This is a genomic window from Pedobacter sp. Bi126, from assembly GCF_918698245.1.
Classification (GTDB): Bacteria; Bacteroidota; Bacteroidia; order Sphingobacteriales; family Sphingobacteriaceae; genus Pedobacter.
In genome coordinates, this window is the sequence record NZ_CAKKMS010000004.1 from 340330 (window position 1) to 357367 (window position 17038).

A 17038-nucleotide genomic window follows, 5' to 3' on the forward strand; every position below is an offset into this window, starting at 1 on the left:
GTAAGGATTGGTGAAAAAATAGCCTTAATAACAGCCAAATTATGAAAAGGATAATTTTATTTATTTTACTAATTACAGGTGCAATAAATTCTTTTGCGCAAGAAGCAAAACTTAATATTAAAAGTTTAAATGCTAAAAATAATACGGTAATTATCCAAATTCCTGTGGATGATACATGGTTTTATCCTGCCAAAAAAGAGATTAAATTTGGTGATGATAGTACAGTAAACTATTCTTTAAAGATTAATAAACTTGCTTGGTTAAGAATTAACAATAATACAGTATTAATAGAGCCAGGTACTACGAATTTAGTTTTCGATAAAGGTATTTTGGTACAGAGCGATAAAAATAAGGAAGGCATGTTACTTTTTAACAGGAGGAATGCCGATTTTTATCAATACAGAGCCAGAGATTATTATAAGAAAGATAGCACTGTAGCTGGTTTGTATCAATTGCTAGAAAATGATAAGAGTGAAGCCCTAAAGCCTTATACTGAGCTATTTTCTAAACAAAAGATTTCCACAAACTATTATAACGAAATAAAAAGGTATTTTTCAACTGAACAGATAATTTTGCAAGCTGCTATCCCAATGATAGTTTTAAGCACAAAGCAAAAAATAAATAACGATTTGGATAAAATGTGGGCAGATGCCTATGAAAAGTATTCAATGAACAATCTTCAGGATGCTTTTTACCCAGATTTTTATTACCACGCCAAGTATTACGCAAATACTTATCTCAATTACTACATCCCGCTAAAAAAAGGAGCTGAATTGCCCAAAAAAGATGAGAATACTGGCTTTAAAATTATATATAAAACCTTCGAAGATAATTTTACAGGCAAAATGAAAGAGTTTTTGCTGGCTACTTTTCTATATGATGAGATGTTACAAAATAGATATCAGAAAGTATTGGTCGATTTGTTCGATTCATTTAAAACCAGTTACCCTAAAAGTAATTTTACACCATATTTGCAACCAATGGCCAGTAAGATTATAGCTTACCACAACGAAGTAAAAAAGGATTTTGAACCTGAGCAAAAAATATTGGCCAACTACGATAAAGTAAATAGCCTGGATAGTTTAATCGGCCAATTTAAAGACAAAACGGTATTTGTTGATATTTGGGCAACCTGGTGTGGGCCATGTAAAGAAGAATTTAAATATAGTAAGGATCTGGAGAAATTTCTCAAAGCAAAACAGGTTGACATGCTTTTTATCTCCATTGATAAAGATGATGCAGCGCAGCAATGGAAGGAGATGATAAAATATTTTAAACTTTCTGGCAATCATATTCGAACTAATCAAGCCCTGAGAAAAGATTTGAGCGATAAATTGGGAAAAAACGGGAGCTATGGAATACCCCGTTATTTAATTATTAAAAATGGGAAATTAGTAGTTGACAATGCTTTAAGGCCAAGTGATAAAGAAAAACTATATGCACAAATTGGTAAATATTTATAGCTGCCAGAAGGAAGTGTTTTTCTATCCGAAATTAAAATTAAAAAAAGTGATTACTTAGAAAATAATTGGGTAATCGAGAAAATATATAAAGATGCAGAGAACTATAAAGCACCTCAATAACATTAAAAAATCGTTGATATACCTAAGTATTGTGCTGTTATTGGCTGGTTGCGTAACCGGACAATTGGGTAAAAACAATAGTGGTGAATATAAAAATGGGATGGTGGTCTCTGCCCATCCGGAAGCATCGCAAGTAGGTATAGATATTTTAAAAAAGGGTGGGAATGCGGTTGATGCAGCTGTTGCTGTTCAATTTGCACTTGCTGTGGTTTATCCAAACGCGGGAAATATAGGTGGGGGTGGTTTTATGGTGTACCGTGGCGCAAACGGCGAAATAAATACCTTAGATTTTAGAGAAAAAGCAGCTGCGGCAGCCAGCAGAGATATGTATCTCGATTCTGCCGGCAATCCAATTGTAGATAAAAGTTTATACGGACATTTAGCCGCCGGCGTACCAGGATCAGTAGATGGTATGGTAGAGGCACACAAAAAATATGGAAAGCTTTCTTGGGCACAGGTATTGCAGCCGGCAATAAATTTGGCGCAAGATGGTTTCAAAATTACTAAGCGGCAGGCAAGCGAATTGAATGGTTTGCATAGAAAGTTTATGGATTTTAATCCCGATGGAACGGCCTTCGTAAATTTAGAAAGTACCTGGCAGGAAAATGATCTTCTGGTTCAAAAAGAGCTTGGCAATACGCTAAAACTGATCCAGAAAAAAGGTAGGGAAGGTTTTTATGAAGGTGCTGTAGCCGATTCGCTTGTGGCTGAAATGCAGCGGGGCCATGGACTTATTACAAAAGAAGATTTAAAAAATTATCACGCTACCTGGCGTAAACCCATAACAGGCAACTATAGAGGCTATAAAATTATTACCATGCCGCCAACTTCAAGTGGAGGTATTGCCCTGATTCAATTGCTGCAAAGTGTAGAAAATTTTCCATTAAAAAAGTGGGGGCATAATGCAGACTCTACAGTTCAGGTAATTGTAGAAGCCGAAAGAAGAGTATATGCCGATCGGGCAACACATTTAGGCGACCCTGATTTTTATACTGTTCCGCAACAGCAAATGTTGAGCGCCGACTATAATAAAAAGCGTATGGCAAACTTTAACTGGGCAGCAGCAACACCAAGCAGTGCTGTTTTGGCCGGCGAAATAAAAGGGGCAGAGCACGAAGAGACCACACATTTCTCTATTGTAGACCGCCATGGAAATGCTGTTTCGATTACCACTACCTTAAATGGTTCTTACGGATCGTTAGTTGCTGTAAAAGGAGCCGGGTTTCTGTTGAATAACGAAATGGACGACTTTTCTGTCAAACCTGGCGCACCGAATATGTATGGTTTAGTGGGTGGCGAAGCCAATGCAATTGCACCCAATAAACGAATGTTAAGCTCTATGACCCCGAGTATTGTAGAGAAAGATGGAAAATTATTTATGGTGGTGGGTACCCCAGGCGGTTCAACCATCATCACATCCGTGTTTCAAACCATTATAAATGTAATCGATTTTGATATGTCGATGCAGTCGGCGGTAGCTGCTAAAAAGTTTCATCACCAATGGTTACCAGATGAAGTATATATAGAAAAAGATGCCATCGATAGTTTAACCCTAGAAAAATTAAAAGCAAAAGGCTATAAAATTGTACCGAGAGGTGCGATTGGCAGGGTTGATGCCATCTTAAAAACTAAATGGGGCAATTATCAGGGCGGTGCCGACCCAAGGGGAGATGATAAGGCCATTGGCTGGTAGCAATTTCTCACATCTATTTTTTATCTTAGCACTAGTCAATCTTTTGCAATTCAATTAGTTGTGTGGTTTAAAATTTAAAGAGATGAAAAAGCGCATATTTAATCATGCCCAAAATTACCCAGGTTTACCCCAGGTAGATTCGGCTATCTCTTTTGGCCCTTTTATCAAATACCTGCAACGAAAAATTAAAGAAGAACGGACTGTAAAATCTACCCTTTATAGCAATGCCTTAAAAGAATTTAAAAAACAGGGAATTGATGAACAGGTTATCGCTATCGAAGATATTTATCAGCACGAATTACTGCTGGAACATATGTATGCCTGTCTTTCGCCGGCACTTTTAACAGAAGACCATCAGGCCTGGGGGCTTTGTGCGCCAATGCAGCCCATTACTTTTTATGGAACGGAGCTGATGTACGAACTGCTTGAACATGAAGAAAAAGATCAGAATAGTTTTGTCGGGTCAAAAACGCTTGAGCAACATCAGCATGATCACCTGCATTTTATCTATTCCTTCATTCTTAACGAATTATATGCATTTCATGTACCTTTAAAAGAAAAATACCATTCAGGCATCAATGCTGATACTGGCTTGCCAGGTTACTTCCATATTGGTGTAAATGCCAGTTTTATCGAAGTTAAGGCTAAGCAGCCATTGCCCGATCTTAGCTACCGTGAGTTACAACTATATTTGACTGAAGAATCTGGATTGGATAAGCTACAGCAGGTGCTGCCATTAACTCTTTTTGAGCTTAGAGGTATTTCAGTACTTACCATTACCGATGTTACTGCCAAGCAGGCGGTAGAAAATATTAAAAGTATAAGATTGAGCCGTGTGCCAGGCAGTGAGGGTGTCGTTTATGGAGAGGTGATACAATCGCTTAAAGTGCTGGTGCAAAATGCCAATATCCAGTTCGATCTTTTTCCTTTCGTAAGGGTAAACAACAAAATGGTTTATGGGTATGTAAAAGGCGGAAGTGGTCTGTTGTTTTCGGTATGGGGTGAAGAAACTTTAAGTCCCGAAGCTTTTCGGCAGATTGCCGAAGGTTACGCTGCAAATCCGAATTCCTTTTATTCGCCCGATATCTGGGCCGAAAGCAAAGAGATGTTTCCCTGGTTAGACAGGTTTAGGGAGCTAAATGTAAAATCGATGGCGCTCCTACCTGTATTTCACAACCAGATATTGGTAGGTGTACTAGGCATGCACACCTGGATTGGAGAAACTTTCGACGAAAAGAAAATTACTCTATTGGAGCCCGTTTTAGCGCCTATTGCTCAACTCTTACAAGTCTATATCGATGAGTTTAATCTTGAGATTGAAAACATCATCAAAGAAAAATATACCTCTATCCAACCTGCTGTACAATGGAAGTTTAATGAAGCTGCCTGGCATCACCTTTACAATAAGAAAAGGAATTTGCCACAGCGTAATGAGGATATTAGTTTTGCAGACGTTTACCCCTTTTATGGGGCAATAGATATTAGGAATTCTACTACTGAACGCAATGTAGCCAGTAAGGCCGATCTGAATCTGCACCTGAGCCTGTTTCGTGAAACGCTGGAAGAGCTGAGCAAAACTTATAGCGATGCTTTGCTGGTGGAGATCATTTTTAACTGCAACAAGTGGAGTGATATTTTGCAGGGCGACGAGTTGAATACAACGGATGAAAACAGCCTCAATATTTTCCTTAAAGAAGAAACCAGCGATTACCTAAAGCTCATTTCCCAATCGCATCCTGATACCCAAAAGGTAATAGGTAAATATCTCGACCGCATTTCTGCGCCTCATGGCGAAGTGTATAAACACCGTCAGGCGCTAGAAACATCTATGCAGCTGATTAATACAGCCATTAACAATTATTTTGAAAGTGAACGCGAAAAACTGCAAGATTCTTATCCCTGTTATTTCGAAAAATTCAGGACAGATGGTGTTGAATACGATATCTATATCGGGCAGTCTATCGCTCCTGATCGGATTTTTAATCACTTCCATCTTAAAAATCTACGGTTATGGCAACTATCATCAATGGCTGAGATTGCCAAAATGGTTCAGCAGCTCCAGCCCGATCTGGCCGTTAAGTTGGCCAGCACACAACTTATCTTTATCCATAACCATCCAATAGACATTAGTTTTAGGATCGACGAGCGAAAGTTCGATGTAGAAGGCGCTTACAATATCAGGTATCAGATGATCAAAAAAAGGATCGATAAGATACTCATTCGCAATTCGCAGGAGCGCCTTACCCAGCCTGATAAACTGGCATTGATCTATTTCAATAAAAGAGATATCGACGATTACCTGCCCTTTGTAAAATACCTGCAGGAAACTGGTGTATTGAAATCCGAAACCGAAGATCTTGATTTGGAAGATTTACAGGGACTAAGTGGATTAAAGGCATTGCGCTTAACCATTTTATAATATTTAATTAGGCTACCTTTAATCTAATATCTTCAATAAGTTACACAGGCACCCTGCTGCAAATACTTAGCAGTTTAGCTATATTGCGTTAGCTAATCAAACATGCCCCAATCGCTATGCGCAAACTATTTTCGCTGTTTTTATTTCTAACAGTTGCCCTACAATTACACGCTCAAACTAATGAAGCCAGCCTGGTGAGTCCACTGATTAATCAATACCAATCAGACGAGACCATGTTAAACCGTAAATACACGCTCAAGCGATCGGAAGAATACTTTAAGCGGATGGAACGCTTTTATGCTGAATGGCAAAAACAATCAAAGGCATTGCCTTTTAACAAGCTAACTGTAAATGAAAGGGTAGATTATATTTTGCTTAAACGCGATATCCGATCAGATTCGGCAAGTTTACAACAGCACTACGCCGAATTTAGAAGCAGCATTTTTACTTTGCCTTTTGCCAAAATATTATTGGATTTTGAAGCAAAGCGAAGAATTGGCCAGCAACAAGATGGTAAAATTACCAAAGAACAATTCGAACAACTGAAAGAGGCTATTCAGAAAACCACAAAAGCAGTAGAAAACAAAGACCTGGCAATTACGCCAGTACAGGCTTCTTGGGCGCAGGAAACCGTTAATCAATATCTGGCTGTATTTACCGAAGCTTATAAATTTTATGATGGCTACGATCCGCAATTTACCAAAGCCACCAAAGCGGTGTATCCCGATGTAGTAGATGCCATAAAGGATTATGCTGATGCACTGGGTAAAATAGCTAAACCGTCAAATGCCAAAGACGATGGAAGTGGCATTATTGGAAATCCGATAGGAAGAACAGCTTTATTAAGCAGCTTAAGGGATGAGATGATTGCTTATACCCCTGAGCAGATTGAGGCCATTGCCATGAGAGAATTTGCCTGGTGTGATGCCGAAATGCTTAAAGCCTCGCAACAAATGGGCTTTGGTAAGGAATGGAAAAAAGCACTGGAAAAAGTAAAAACAGATTATCCTGAATTGGGGAAGCAGCCCGAACTGGTTTATGAACTGGCTAATGAAGCCATAGACTTTGTAGAGAAAAATAAACTCATCGCCATTCCGGCCCTGGCTAAAGAAGGCTGGCGCATGCGCATGCTAAGTCCGAAGGAACAATTATTTGCGCCGTTTTTTCTAGGCGGCGAATCCGTATTAATTGCTTATCCAACAGCAGATATGACGGAGGATGCCAAAATGATGACCTTGCGTGGCAATAACAAGCATTTTTCCAGAGCTGTAGTTTTTCATGAGCTTATTCCCGGGCACAACCTTCAGTATTTTATGCAAAGCCGTTACAAACCTTATCGTAAAGTATTTGGTACGCCTTTCTGGACGGAAGGCTGGTCGCTGTATTGGGAGATGTTGCTGTGGGACCAGAATTTTGCAAAATCTCCGGAAGATAAAATTGGAATGCTTTTTTGGCGCATGCACCGTTGTGCGCGTATCATTTTTTCAATGAACTACCATTTAGGCAAATGGAGGCCTCAGCAGTGTATCGATTTTTTGGTAGATCGTGTTGGTTTTGAGCGTGCTAATGCAGAAGCAGAGGTGCGTAGATCGTTTACGGGAGGTTATGGGCCCTTATACCAAATTGGGTACATGTTAGGTGGATTACAGTTCAGGGCATTGCACAAAGAGCTGGTACAAAGTGGTAAAATGACCAATATTCAGTTTCACAATCGTGTATTGCACGAAAACAACATGCCTGTAGAAATGGTAAGGGCCTTGTTAACCAACCAGCAATTGCCCGAAAATTTCAGTACCCGATGGAAATTTGCCGGCGATATTAAATAGTACAATTTTGACATAGGTGTAGATAACATAAAGTAATAGATGATCAGACAAAGGGATTGATAAAATATTTATCCGTGATTCGCAAGAGCGACTTATTTAACCTGATAAATTGGCATTGATTTATTTTATCAAGACGGATACTGCCGATTCCTGCCATTCGTAAAATATCCACAGAAAATAGGGCTATTGAGGCCTGAAATTAAAGATTTTGATTTTGGAAGAACTAGAGAGCTTAAACGCTGCGCTTACTGTTTTATAACGTGTCTTTTAGTTTTATTCAACGTACGTAACTGTTTATTAGTGTTGAAAAGTTGATAAGTATTTTTACATGCTTGTATTTTTGGTATGGCTATTGCAATACGGGTGCCAACGCTTATTCAACGTTAAAAGAAAATTTATGAAACTACAACTATTTAAAACACTCCCGGTTGCACTCGCTGGTTTACTCATCGGGTCTGTTGCTTCAGCTCAAGAAAGCCCTGCAACTTCTACAACAACGTTCAGAACATGGTCTATCGGTGTAAACGCTGGTGTACTTACTCCATTGTCACCATTAGGTGGAAAAAATGATTTCAGTAATAACAAATCAAGTTTAGGTTATGGCCTTTACATTAAAAAACAATTTACACCTTATTTCTCTCTTCGTTTAGATGGGGTTCGTGGTAAATTAAAGGGAGATAATACCGAGCCTTATGAAAGTGGTTTGGTAAACAACTCTCCGGTAAAAGCATTTGATACAGAGTTATCTTATTCTGGAAGTTTAAACGCTGTAGTAAACATGTTCAATATTGATATGTTTAAAAAAGAGAATACATTACAGCTTTACGCTTCTGCCGGTGCTGGTATTGCGGCCTACAAACCGACTATTACTACAGCAGCTGGAACTTCGACACTTAATGGTGGGGATAACATCAATGAGTTGATCATTCCTGTAGGATTAGGTGCTAAGTTTAAAATTTCTGATGCGGTTAATTTAGATTTAGGTTGGACTATCAACTTTGTTGATGGTGATAACTTAGATGGTTATTACAAAAACGGAAACGATAAATACAATTATGCATATGCTGGTTTAGAGTTTGCTTTAGGTACCGGAAAACAATTGGCTTTCCATAATCCGGTAGCTTTAACGTACGATGAAGCTTTAAAAGCAAAACAAACTGCAGAAGGTTTAAAATCTGATTTAAATGCTCAAAAGGCTGAAAATGCAAAACTACGTTCAGAAATGAACGACATCTTGAAAGATACAGATGGCGATGGTGTTGCAGATAAATTAGACAAATGCCCTGATACACCAACTGGTACTGTTGTTGATGGTTCTGGTTGTCCGTTAAAAACTCCAGAAAAAGTTGTAGAGAAAGTAATCGTTACAGAAGAAGATCGTAAAGTTGTTAACGAAGCGATTAAAAACTTAGAGTTCGATTTAGGTAAAGCAACCATCCGTTCTAAATCTTATGCTTCTTTAAACAGAGTTGCTGCATTATTAATCCAGAAAAACTTTAGCTTAAAATTAGCTGGCCACACAGATAATACAGGCTCAAAAGAATTAAACTTGCGTTTATCAAAAGATAGAGCAGAATCTGTAAAAGCTTATTTAGTTTCTCAAGGTGCAAATGCATCACGTATTGAGGCTACTGGTTATGGTATGGGGCAACCAATTGCTACCAACAAAACAGCGGCTGGTCGTCAACAAAACCGTCGTGTAGAGTTTACCCTTTACTAGTCTGTTTTAACATACATTTTAAAGCGCCCCGATTTATTGGGGCGCTTTTTTGTAACAAATTTTTTCTCAAAATATCTTATAGCACTATCAGATTTTAGTTAGAACATTAATTAAATGTGATTAAAGTAAATAAGGTTAACTGACAGGTTTTGGAATAAAGAGATGTAGGGTTGTAGCAACGCAAGCGCAATTCTCAGTAATGCTTGTTTAACTAGGGAGGTAGATTATCATATCAGCTTTTATCACATAGTGATTCCTGTAGCAAATCGAATGTTTGAGAATATCTTCTGTGACAATTTTTTTTTAAAAAGTAAACGAATATTTTAAGAGAAATGTACGGTCTCTCAAAGGTATATCAAATACCAATAACTGGTTAGAAGTCGAATTTATCTGCCTATAAACCTTCTGGGTTATTAAATTGAGGCACTGAAACTCAAAAAAGCTTTTCCACTTTGTAGGAGCATATTTTACATTCATATCCAAAAAAACATTGTGCATAGGTTGTTGTAATTTCTGTTTGTACAAAGTGAAATTATAAGCCACATTGTATGATAGTTTTTGGTTTAACTGATGTTGCCAAGTAGATTTTAACTTCTCGATATTAGTAGTGTTTACAGTTTTACCATTTACTGTACTTTGCTCGTTTATAAATCTTGAAAGCTCTCCACTTACCGAAACTGTAATTTTATTAAATATTTTTTTCCTGACAGTTAATGCAGTAGCGATACTTTTAACGTTGAAAGGCAGAATCTCGTTGTTATAAAAATTAAAACCCCTTTGTAGGCTTGTATTAGCATTTGCCATGATATTTAATGAAGCAAAATATAAATATTTAGAAATACTGCCACCCAAAGCGTATTTTTTTGCGGTATTTTTAAAATTAATAGCAGTAGATTTTGTTAGGCCATTATCAATTTCAAAAGAGTTGATAAAGTTTTGTTGCGTTTTATCGTAACCTAGGTTTAAATTGTAAAAGAACATTGCTAAAGGTTTGCGATAGCTAAACCTAACGTTTGCCGAGTTGTTATTTGTTATGGGTAATGGCGTTTCGTTAAAATTAAACTCCCTGTAATTTACCAAAATGCTGCCCGGGTATATGTCTTCCACTTCTCCAAAAGTAGTTTGTTTAAGATATCTAAAATTAATTTCACTGTACCGGCCTAAATTTTTACGAAAATCTATAGAAGGGTTCAGTGAAAAATATCTGTTTTTTTTATAGATAAAATCTGTTTTACTGTCGTAATCTATAAAGTTGAATGTTGGCGTTACCTCCGCAATAATAACGCCTTTTTTAAGGAGGTAAGTTGCAGATGCCTTGCCCAATAGTCCTAAATTATTAAATATTACATCATTTTTAAATCTATCGCCCACTGCCGAAGTAACGTGTAAGCTGTCGGTTTTGTATAAATTGCTGGTTAGTAGATTGCCATTATACGATAAACCTATTGCGGTAGAAAGTATAAATTTGTTGAATTTTGTTTTAAAGGTTATAGCTTGGTCAATGAACGTATTTTTGGTTTGCGTCTGTTGTGCTAAAAAGAGATAACTTTTATTGTTATTGATAATATTTTCATGCAACCCAGGAGCGGTTTCTAAACGCTCATTTAATTTGTAATACTGCGTCAAGCCATTGTACTGAAGTATATTGTTTATTCCCAGCGCTTTTATTACCACCGTTTCATTACTAACGGATAAATATTGTGTTGGCAAATTTTGCGTTAATTCTTGATCGTTCTGTATGGTGCTTCCATTTTTTTTCCATGTTGGTAAATCTAACTTGGTAAGAGATTTTACATAAATGGCATTACTGTTTTTTTCTATTTGAGATTGTATTTGCCACTGGTTAAGCCTGTGTAAATGGTTCTGTATTTCGGTGTACCTAACTGTATCGCGGTTAAGGAAATAATTAACCGAGTTGTTAAAATTATATCTCCTTTTTAACTGTAGCGTAGCCACATTCATTCTTAAGGTCCAATCAGATTTTAGTTTAAAAAGCGCATTAATATTTCCTGCAAAATCATTGTTCATCAAGTAATACTTTTCATCTAGTGATGGGAGTTCGCTACTTGTAATCGACAGGAATGGTGCAGCTTTTTTTAAAATGGTTTCGTTGTTTGAGGATACGCCAACGTCGGCATTTTCATGTTCTAAATTTTCGCCAACATTATTGGCTTTTAGGTTGTTGATGCTCTTATTTTTTGATTTAAAGAACATGTTATTAAACTCACCACTATAGGCACTATTTCCGAGACCAGCATGACCGGTATTAATGGTTATTGCTTTGGCGCTATCGGTAAGTTTAAGATTTAGGGCAACGTTATTGGTAACCGTATATCCGTTTAGGGCTTTTATAGGCTGGTCCCGTTCTATAACCTGTACTTGTTCTACAGCATTTACCGGTACATTGTTGGTGGCCAGTTTATATCTGCCATCCAACAGATTGTCGCCATCAAGGTAAACCTTTGATATTGGTTTTCCGTTGTAGCTGATAGCGCCTTTGTCGTCTATTTTTATGCCAGGCAACCTGCCAATCAAATCGGCAATCACCCTATCATTTTGTTCTTTAAAGGCTTTCACATTGTAACTTAAAGTATCGCTAACAAGCGATACTTTTTTTAGTGAAGTAACCTTAACTTCTTTTAAAAGATTTACTTTTTTTTTAAGGATGATGGTATAAGGCTGGCTTGTATAACTGCTAATAGGTACTATCTTTTGTTCATATCCCATTGCTGTTACTTTTATAGAAAGGCTGTTGTCATTTGTTTGGAGTTTACAGCTAAAAACGCCCTGTTGATTGGTATTGGTAAAGGCTAAACCCGAGCCATTCTTAGTAACTATTGCAATGGTGGCAACATCAAGCGGTACAGCTAAGCTATCTTTTACCACACCATTTATAGTAATTGTTTGCTGGGCCGATGCTAAGATAATCGATAACAACAAAGCCCAGGTTGCTAACAAATGTTTTAAATACAAGCTTTCTAATTAATTTGTTAATTCTAAGGGGTAGTTCATGGTAAACTTCTTTTTTGAGGCAGTACCGTTATTACCTCCGCCACTGCTGGTAACTTTATCTATTGTAATGCCACTTCCAAAATCATCCGTACCCAAGCCTTCAGCTTCTGCCTTTCTCATACGTTCGTATTCTTTTAACGAGGTTGAAATTATTTTTGTTGGTATATTTACCGATGGAATATTTTGAAAACTTCCAGTAGTTACCACTTTGGTGCATGTAAATTTTATAAAATAATTATCGTCGTATGCTTCTAAAATAAGCCCGGGCAAACCATTTAATTTCCATGGGCCAAAATTTGCGGCTATGTCGGTAGTAAACCATGCTGTATATTTACGCCCCTTAACCATTGCAGTGGCCATTTGTGCGGTATAACCTAACAATTGTTTGGTGTCTTTTTCAATTTTCCAATTGGTTTTTGCTGTGCTCTCGTTAATTAAATAGCTTTGCTGGTTATGGTTTTTTACTACCGATAGTTTTAGCTTATCAACATAAATATCATCTTCTGTAGCAGGCAAAATAACGCCCATGTTAATTACATTGTTGTTTTTGGTTTCGGCCTGTTTTAATGCCGCCTGAATGGTAGAGTCTTGCTTTAACCGCGTTTGGCTGGTGTAAAGGCTTTTCTCAGTATTAAATGCCAAAATAAAATCCTCGCTAAAAACTTTTGCTTTTTGTGTAGTATCTTTTATATGATAAAATTGGTAATAGGCAATAGTTGTGGGTTGCTCGGGCAGTTTTGTGCTTTTATAGCTGAACGAGTATAAAACGAACAGGGATAATACCGGTGCAATAAATTTTAAATATCTGTGCATCTTTTTTTTTATAATGAATTAAAAACCATCCTCTTGCTTAATTATGTTATATTAATAGGGGTGAAAACAACCGTCACCAAACCAACCATCAGCAATACCGTTGTCAAAATAATTTACAGCAGATTGCATTAACGTCATATCATCAACATGGTTAGCGCCAGATACATGTATATTCCATTTCGTGCCACATGCGTCGGTAAACTGGAAGGTCTTTGCCCTGCGTAACAAGCTACTTTGTTTGTTGTTCACATCTAAATAGATGTTTTTTACAATTGCAACATTTTTAAATAACTTGGCTACTGGAGAAGCCTTCAATTTTAAATCGTTAGCAGATGCACTAAATCCTATTAGTGTGCATATAACTGCGAAAAATATTTTCCTCATAACTTTTTTCTTTATATTTCTATTATTATCCTACCCAGAAACAACCAGTTATAAGATTGTCTTTAAAGTAATCCCATGCGAACTGCCACAACGAATGATTAGATGCACTACTTGCACCTGAAACATATATTGTAGTTTGTGCTCCACAAGCATCTGTAAATGTGAAATTCATCTGTCTGCGAAATAGGCCAAGTTGTTCATTTGCAATCTTTCCAATCTCAACTTTATTGGGCTGCGGCAAATTTTTTACAACAATATTTGCCGAGTTCGGTTTTGCAACAGGTAATCTTAAATCTTTTGCGTAAGCGCCGGTACCTAGTACCGCGAATGCGAGTGCGAATAATAATTTTTTCATTTTCGTTAAATTTTTAATAATCTACGTAAGATAAAGGATGGTCTTAATTCATTTTGTTAGTGTAAAATTCAGTACAAAAATCCCAAACCCAAACCCCTAATCCATATCCGAATGTTAAGTGCAAATATTCGTAGTGTTTCATCTCATATTCGAAATAATTAAACTCATCATTTTATGATATTGATTGTTTAACTACGGATATCAGATTAAATCCAACGAATATTTACCCGTAGTTTCTAATCCATTATCTATTGTTACTTTTAAAAATGTTTTACATCAAATGCTTTCTCCGCTTAGCTAAAAAATAATGAGCTTAAAAATAAATATTGCTGTTTCTATAATTTCCATATGCATTGTCTCATCCTGTAGGCCAAAAAAAACGCCGAAAAGCGATATCAAAAACCTACAGGTTAATACCGTTACAGAAAAGGATTACCTGCAAAAAATATTCGATTTGGATACAGTGCCAACCGGTAAGGTCAAAATGGCCATTATCCTAAAAGAAGATCATGTTTTTAAGCATGATGCCCACTACAATACCAACCCATTTTATCATTATTTTAAGGCAAGAGCTTATGAATTAGAAAGAAAAACAGATAGCGCCATAATTGCCTACAAAAAAATGAAAATCAAAAGGAAATGGGATGATATCGATTTGCTTAAAACTTGTAGCATAGTTGACCATACTATAAATAACAGCGTAATGGTAGAGGCTGTATTGATGAGTCAGATTGTTGCTGCCACGAAAATAGCCGAACGTAAAAAGAGCAAACTGGTTTACAAGTATTACGATTTATTAGCAAAAGCCTATTACCAGAACCAAAACAATAAACAAGCACTTTATTATTCGGAACTTTACTACCAACACCATCCGCATAAATGGCACAGGGTCGTTAAGCAACGCTATTACGATATTTGTTTTTTGTTGGCGTCCAGGCTTCAGGATTATAAAAAGATGGCTAGTTACAATACTAAAGCCCGCCTTTTGGCTAAAACTATTCCCGATAGCATGGCCCTGGCCCGTACGTATGATAATGAATCGCAGATTTATGCCCTGCAAAAAGATTACCGCAATGCTTTGGCAAGTAGTAAAATCTACTTTAATTATTTAGCTAAGATAAATATGCTACATGATGTTGCCTTCAATAATCTGGCAAAAAGCTATTTAAATGTCAATCAACCAGATAGTGCCATATTTTATTTGAAAAAAGGTATGGAGCTGGCCAAAAGTAACAACCCCGCAAAGCAGAAAAGTTATTTGTACAAGGGATTAATTGATGCCTATGCCATGAAGGGCGATTATAAACAAGCATTTAATGTTGCCCTTAAGGCCCACGCTATAGAAATAGAAGATTTAAAAGCTATTGATGTTGTTAAAATCCAAGAATTGCACGAAAAATACGAAGCAGGAAAAAAAGATCAGGATATTGCGGTTTTAAAAAGTAAAAACCAACTCAGCGAAAGTATTATCCGCCAGCAGAAATGGCTGATTTTTTCAGTCCTTATAGTGTTTTTAGGAACAATCGCATTAATTTACACCATATATAGACAGCGTAGTTTAAAAGAGAAGAACAAGTTATTGCGCAGCGAAAACCAAAGGCTAAACATAGAGCAAAAATTGTTACAGGCACAATTAAATCCGCATTTTGTTTTCAATGCCATAGCCAATCTGCAAAGCCTTATCGCATCGGGCGATACTTCCGAATCGGTACGTTACCTTTCTTTTTTCTCTAAATTGCTGCGCAATGTGTTGGAGCAAAGCCGGAGAGATTTTATACCTATAGATGAAGAAATTGCATCATTGCACAATTATATGCAGCTACAGCAAATGCGTTATCACCATCTTTTTGATTACGAGATTGTAGCTGATGAGCTGGATACAGAATCAACACTTATTCCACCTATGCTTGTGCAACCGTTTATAGAAAACGCCATTGAACACGGTTTTAGGAACATCCGGTATAAAGGTATGCTGAAAATTCAGTTTAAATTGGCCAATGAACAATTATTGATCACGGTAGACGATAATGGAAGCGGCATTACAAACAAAGGCAAGTTGCAGTCAGGTAAAACCTCGTTGGCACAGGTCATACTAAAACAAAGATTACAGGCATTGTTTAAACTAGACTGTCAACAGGCTAATTTTGCTATTGTAGATAAAAAAATAAATAACGATAAAGGTGTAAAAGTCCAGATCACTATTCCAGCGGTATATGAATAAAAACGGGATGAAACTTTATATTCTTGAAGATGAGGTGCTCATATTGCAGCACTTGTTGCAAATATTGCAAAAAATCAGTTTTCTTCAGGTTGTTGGCCACTCGGCCTATGTTGCAGCGGCATCAAAAGAAATTCCGCTTTTAAAGCCTGATGTCGTTTTGGCCGATATCAGGCTTAAAGACGGTGATAGCTTTACGCTGTTTAATAATATTGATATTGAAGATTTCCAGCTTGTATTTCTTACAGCTTACGATCAATATGCCATACAGGCGCTTAATTTAGGGGCTTTTGCCTACCTGTTAAAACCTATTGAGGATGATGCTTTAGCTGTAACATTAAAAAAGTGCTACCATCACCGTGAGCAAGAGCTATTTAATAAACAACAGCTGCAAATAGCCCGTAGCCATTATTTAGAAAATGGTATAAATAACAGCAAGCGTATAGCCTTAAAAAGTTTAGAATATATAGAAATTGTTTTAATAGAAGATATTATGTACTGCCAAAGCGATAAAGGGTATACCACTTTCTATTTAAAAGATAAACGCGAAATTCTGGTTTCTAAAGGATTAAAGGAATACGAACTGATGTTATTGCCAATGGGTTTTGTTCGATGCCATCAATCTTACCTCATTAACTTTAATTATGTAAAGAAATATTTTCGGGAAGGCTTTTTGCAAATGTACGATAGTAGCCAAATTCCGGTTTCTAGCCGTAAACGGGAAGAAGTGCTTAAATATTTGCAAAATATCTCTTAATGGTTTAAGGTTTTTAATGGGAACCATTTTGTTTTTACAGGCGTTTGGTTCAAAAATACTGTTAGTCTTTTCCAAATTGAAATCTGTTTTTGTTAGTCTAGTGTATTAGTTGGCCGTTTATATGAATTGCCCTCCTGAACGCAATGAAGGATCTTTTATGCAGACCTTAGTGAAAATGGCTTTGTGAGATTGTAACGTCAGTGGTTCTTCTGTTAGGGATTCTTCACTGTGTTCAGAATGACAGATTTTATAGGATGT

Annotated in this window: 11 protein-coding genes; 7 read left to right on the forward strand and 4 right to left on the reverse strand. The window is 36.9% G+C overall.

Annotated elements, in window-relative coordinates; translation table 11 throughout:
- Positions 1 to 41 precede the first annotated feature (41 nt).
- The 5 genes from LQ201_RS16290 to LQ201_RS16310 all read left to right on the forward strand — a co-directional run bounded on the left by LQ201_RS16290 (position 42) and on the right by LQ201_RS16310 (position 9241).
- Positions 42 to 1463, forward strand: a complete 1422-nt coding sequence (locus LQ201_RS16290; protein ID WP_230144499.1) for a TlpA disulfide reductase family protein — start codon at positions 42 to 44, stop codon at positions 1461 to 1463.
- Between the two features lie 91 nt (positions 1464 to 1554).
- Complete coding sequence (gene ggt / locus LQ201_RS16295) at positions 1555 to 3276, forward strand: gamma-glutamyltransferase (protein WP_230144500.1); 1722 nt, start codon at positions 1555 to 1557, stop codon at positions 3274 to 3276.
- An 82-nt stretch (positions 3277 to 3358) separates the two neighbouring features.
- Entirely contained in the window at positions 3359 to 5695 is a 2337-nt protein-coding gene (locus tag LQ201_RS16300; protein ID WP_230144501.1) for a GAF domain-containing protein, read from the forward strand.
- A gap of 116 nt (positions 5696 to 5811) precedes the next feature.
- The gene (locus LQ201_RS16305) at positions 5812 to 7521 is read left to right on the forward strand and encodes a DUF885 family protein (RefSeq protein ID WP_230144502.1); all 1710 of its coding nucleotides are present in this window, start codon (positions 5812 to 5814) and stop codon (positions 7519 to 7521) included.
- Positions 7522 to 7918: 397 nt separating this feature from the next.
- A complete protein-coding gene (locus LQ201_RS16310) occupies positions 7919 to 9241 on the forward strand; it encodes a DUF6089 family protein (RefSeq protein WP_230144503.1) in 1323 nt (440 codons plus the stop codon).
- A gap of 303 nt (positions 9242 to 9544) precedes the next feature.
- Here the strand turns inward: LQ201_RS16310 and LQ201_RS16315 are convergent, their stop codons facing one another.
- The 4 genes from LQ201_RS16315 to LQ201_RS16330 are packed head-to-tail and all read right to left on the reverse strand — an operon-like array spanning position 9545 to position 13805.
- On the reverse strand, positions 9545 to 12214 hold the full coding sequence (locus tag LQ201_RS16315) for a hypothetical protein (RefSeq protein ID WP_230144504.1): 2670 nt from the start codon (positions 12212 to 12214) through the stop codon (positions 9545 to 9547).
- Between the two features lie 9 nt (positions 12215 to 12223).
- A complete protein-coding gene (locus LQ201_RS16320; protein ID WP_230144505.1) occupies positions 12224 to 13066 on the reverse strand; it encodes a GLPGLI family protein in 843 nt (280 codons plus the stop codon).
- A gap of 51 nt (positions 13067 to 13117) precedes the next feature.
- A complete protein-coding gene (locus LQ201_RS16325) occupies positions 13118 to 13450 on the reverse strand; it encodes a hypothetical protein (RefSeq protein WP_230144506.1) in 333 nt (110 codons plus the stop codon).
- A 25-nt stretch (positions 13451 to 13475) separates the two neighbouring features.
- Positions 13476 to 13805, reverse strand: a complete 330-nt coding sequence (locus LQ201_RS16330; protein WP_230144507.1) for a hypothetical protein — start codon at positions 13803 to 13805, stop codon at positions 13476 to 13478.
- A 307-nt stretch (positions 13806 to 14112) separates the two neighbouring features.
- Between LQ201_RS16330 and LQ201_RS16335 the strand changes: the two genes are divergently transcribed.
- Complete coding sequence (locus LQ201_RS16335; protein WP_230144508.1) at positions 14113 to 16026, forward strand: histidine kinase; 1914 nt, start codon at positions 14113 to 14115, stop codon at positions 16024 to 16026.
- 7 nt (positions 16027 to 16033) lie between these two features.
- Entirely contained in the window at positions 16034 to 16780 is a 747-nt protein-coding gene (locus LQ201_RS16340) for a LytTR family DNA-binding domain-containing protein (RefSeq protein ID WP_230144509.1), read from the forward strand.
- The last annotated feature ends 258 nt before the right edge of the window (positions 16781 to 17038 follow it).

Bases quoted from the DNA above. Each gene is read 5' to 3' on its own strand.
- LQ201_RS16290 (WP_230144499.1), top strand. From the start codon at position 42: ATGAAAAGGATAATTTTATTTATTTTACTAATTACAGGTGCAATAAAT.
- ggt (WP_230144500.1), top strand. From the start codon at position 1,555: ATGCAGAGAACTATAAAGCACCTCAATAACATTAAAAAATCGTTGATA.
- LQ201_RS16300 (WP_230144501.1), top strand. From the start codon at position 3,359: ATGAAAAAGCGCATATTTAATCATGCCCAAAATTACCCAGGTTTACCC.
- LQ201_RS16305 (WP_230144502.1), top strand. From the start codon at position 5,812: ATGCGCAAACTATTTTCGCTGTTTTTATTTCTAACAGTTGCCCTACAA.
- LQ201_RS16310 (WP_230144503.1), top strand. From the start codon at position 7,919: ATGAAACTACAACTATTTAAAACACTCCCGGTTGCACTCGCTGGTTTA.
- LQ201_RS16320 (WP_230144505.1), bottom strand. From the start codon at position 13,066: ATGCACAGATATTTAAAATTTATTGCACCGGTATTATCCCTGTTCGTT.
- LQ201_RS16325 (WP_230144506.1), bottom strand. From the start codon at position 13,450: ATGAGGAAAATATTTTTCGCAGTTATATGCACACTAATAGGATTTAGT.
- LQ201_RS16330 (WP_230144507.1), bottom strand. From the start codon at position 13,805: ATGAAAAAATTATTATTCGCACTCGCATTCGCGGTACTAGGTACCGGC.
- LQ201_RS16335 (WP_230144508.1), top strand. From the start codon at position 14,113: ATGAGCTTAAAAATAAATATTGCTGTTTCTATAATTTCCATATGCATT.
- LQ201_RS16340 (WP_230144509.1), top strand. From the start codon at position 16,034: ATGAAACTTTATATTCTTGAAGATGAGGTGCTCATATTGCAGCACTTG.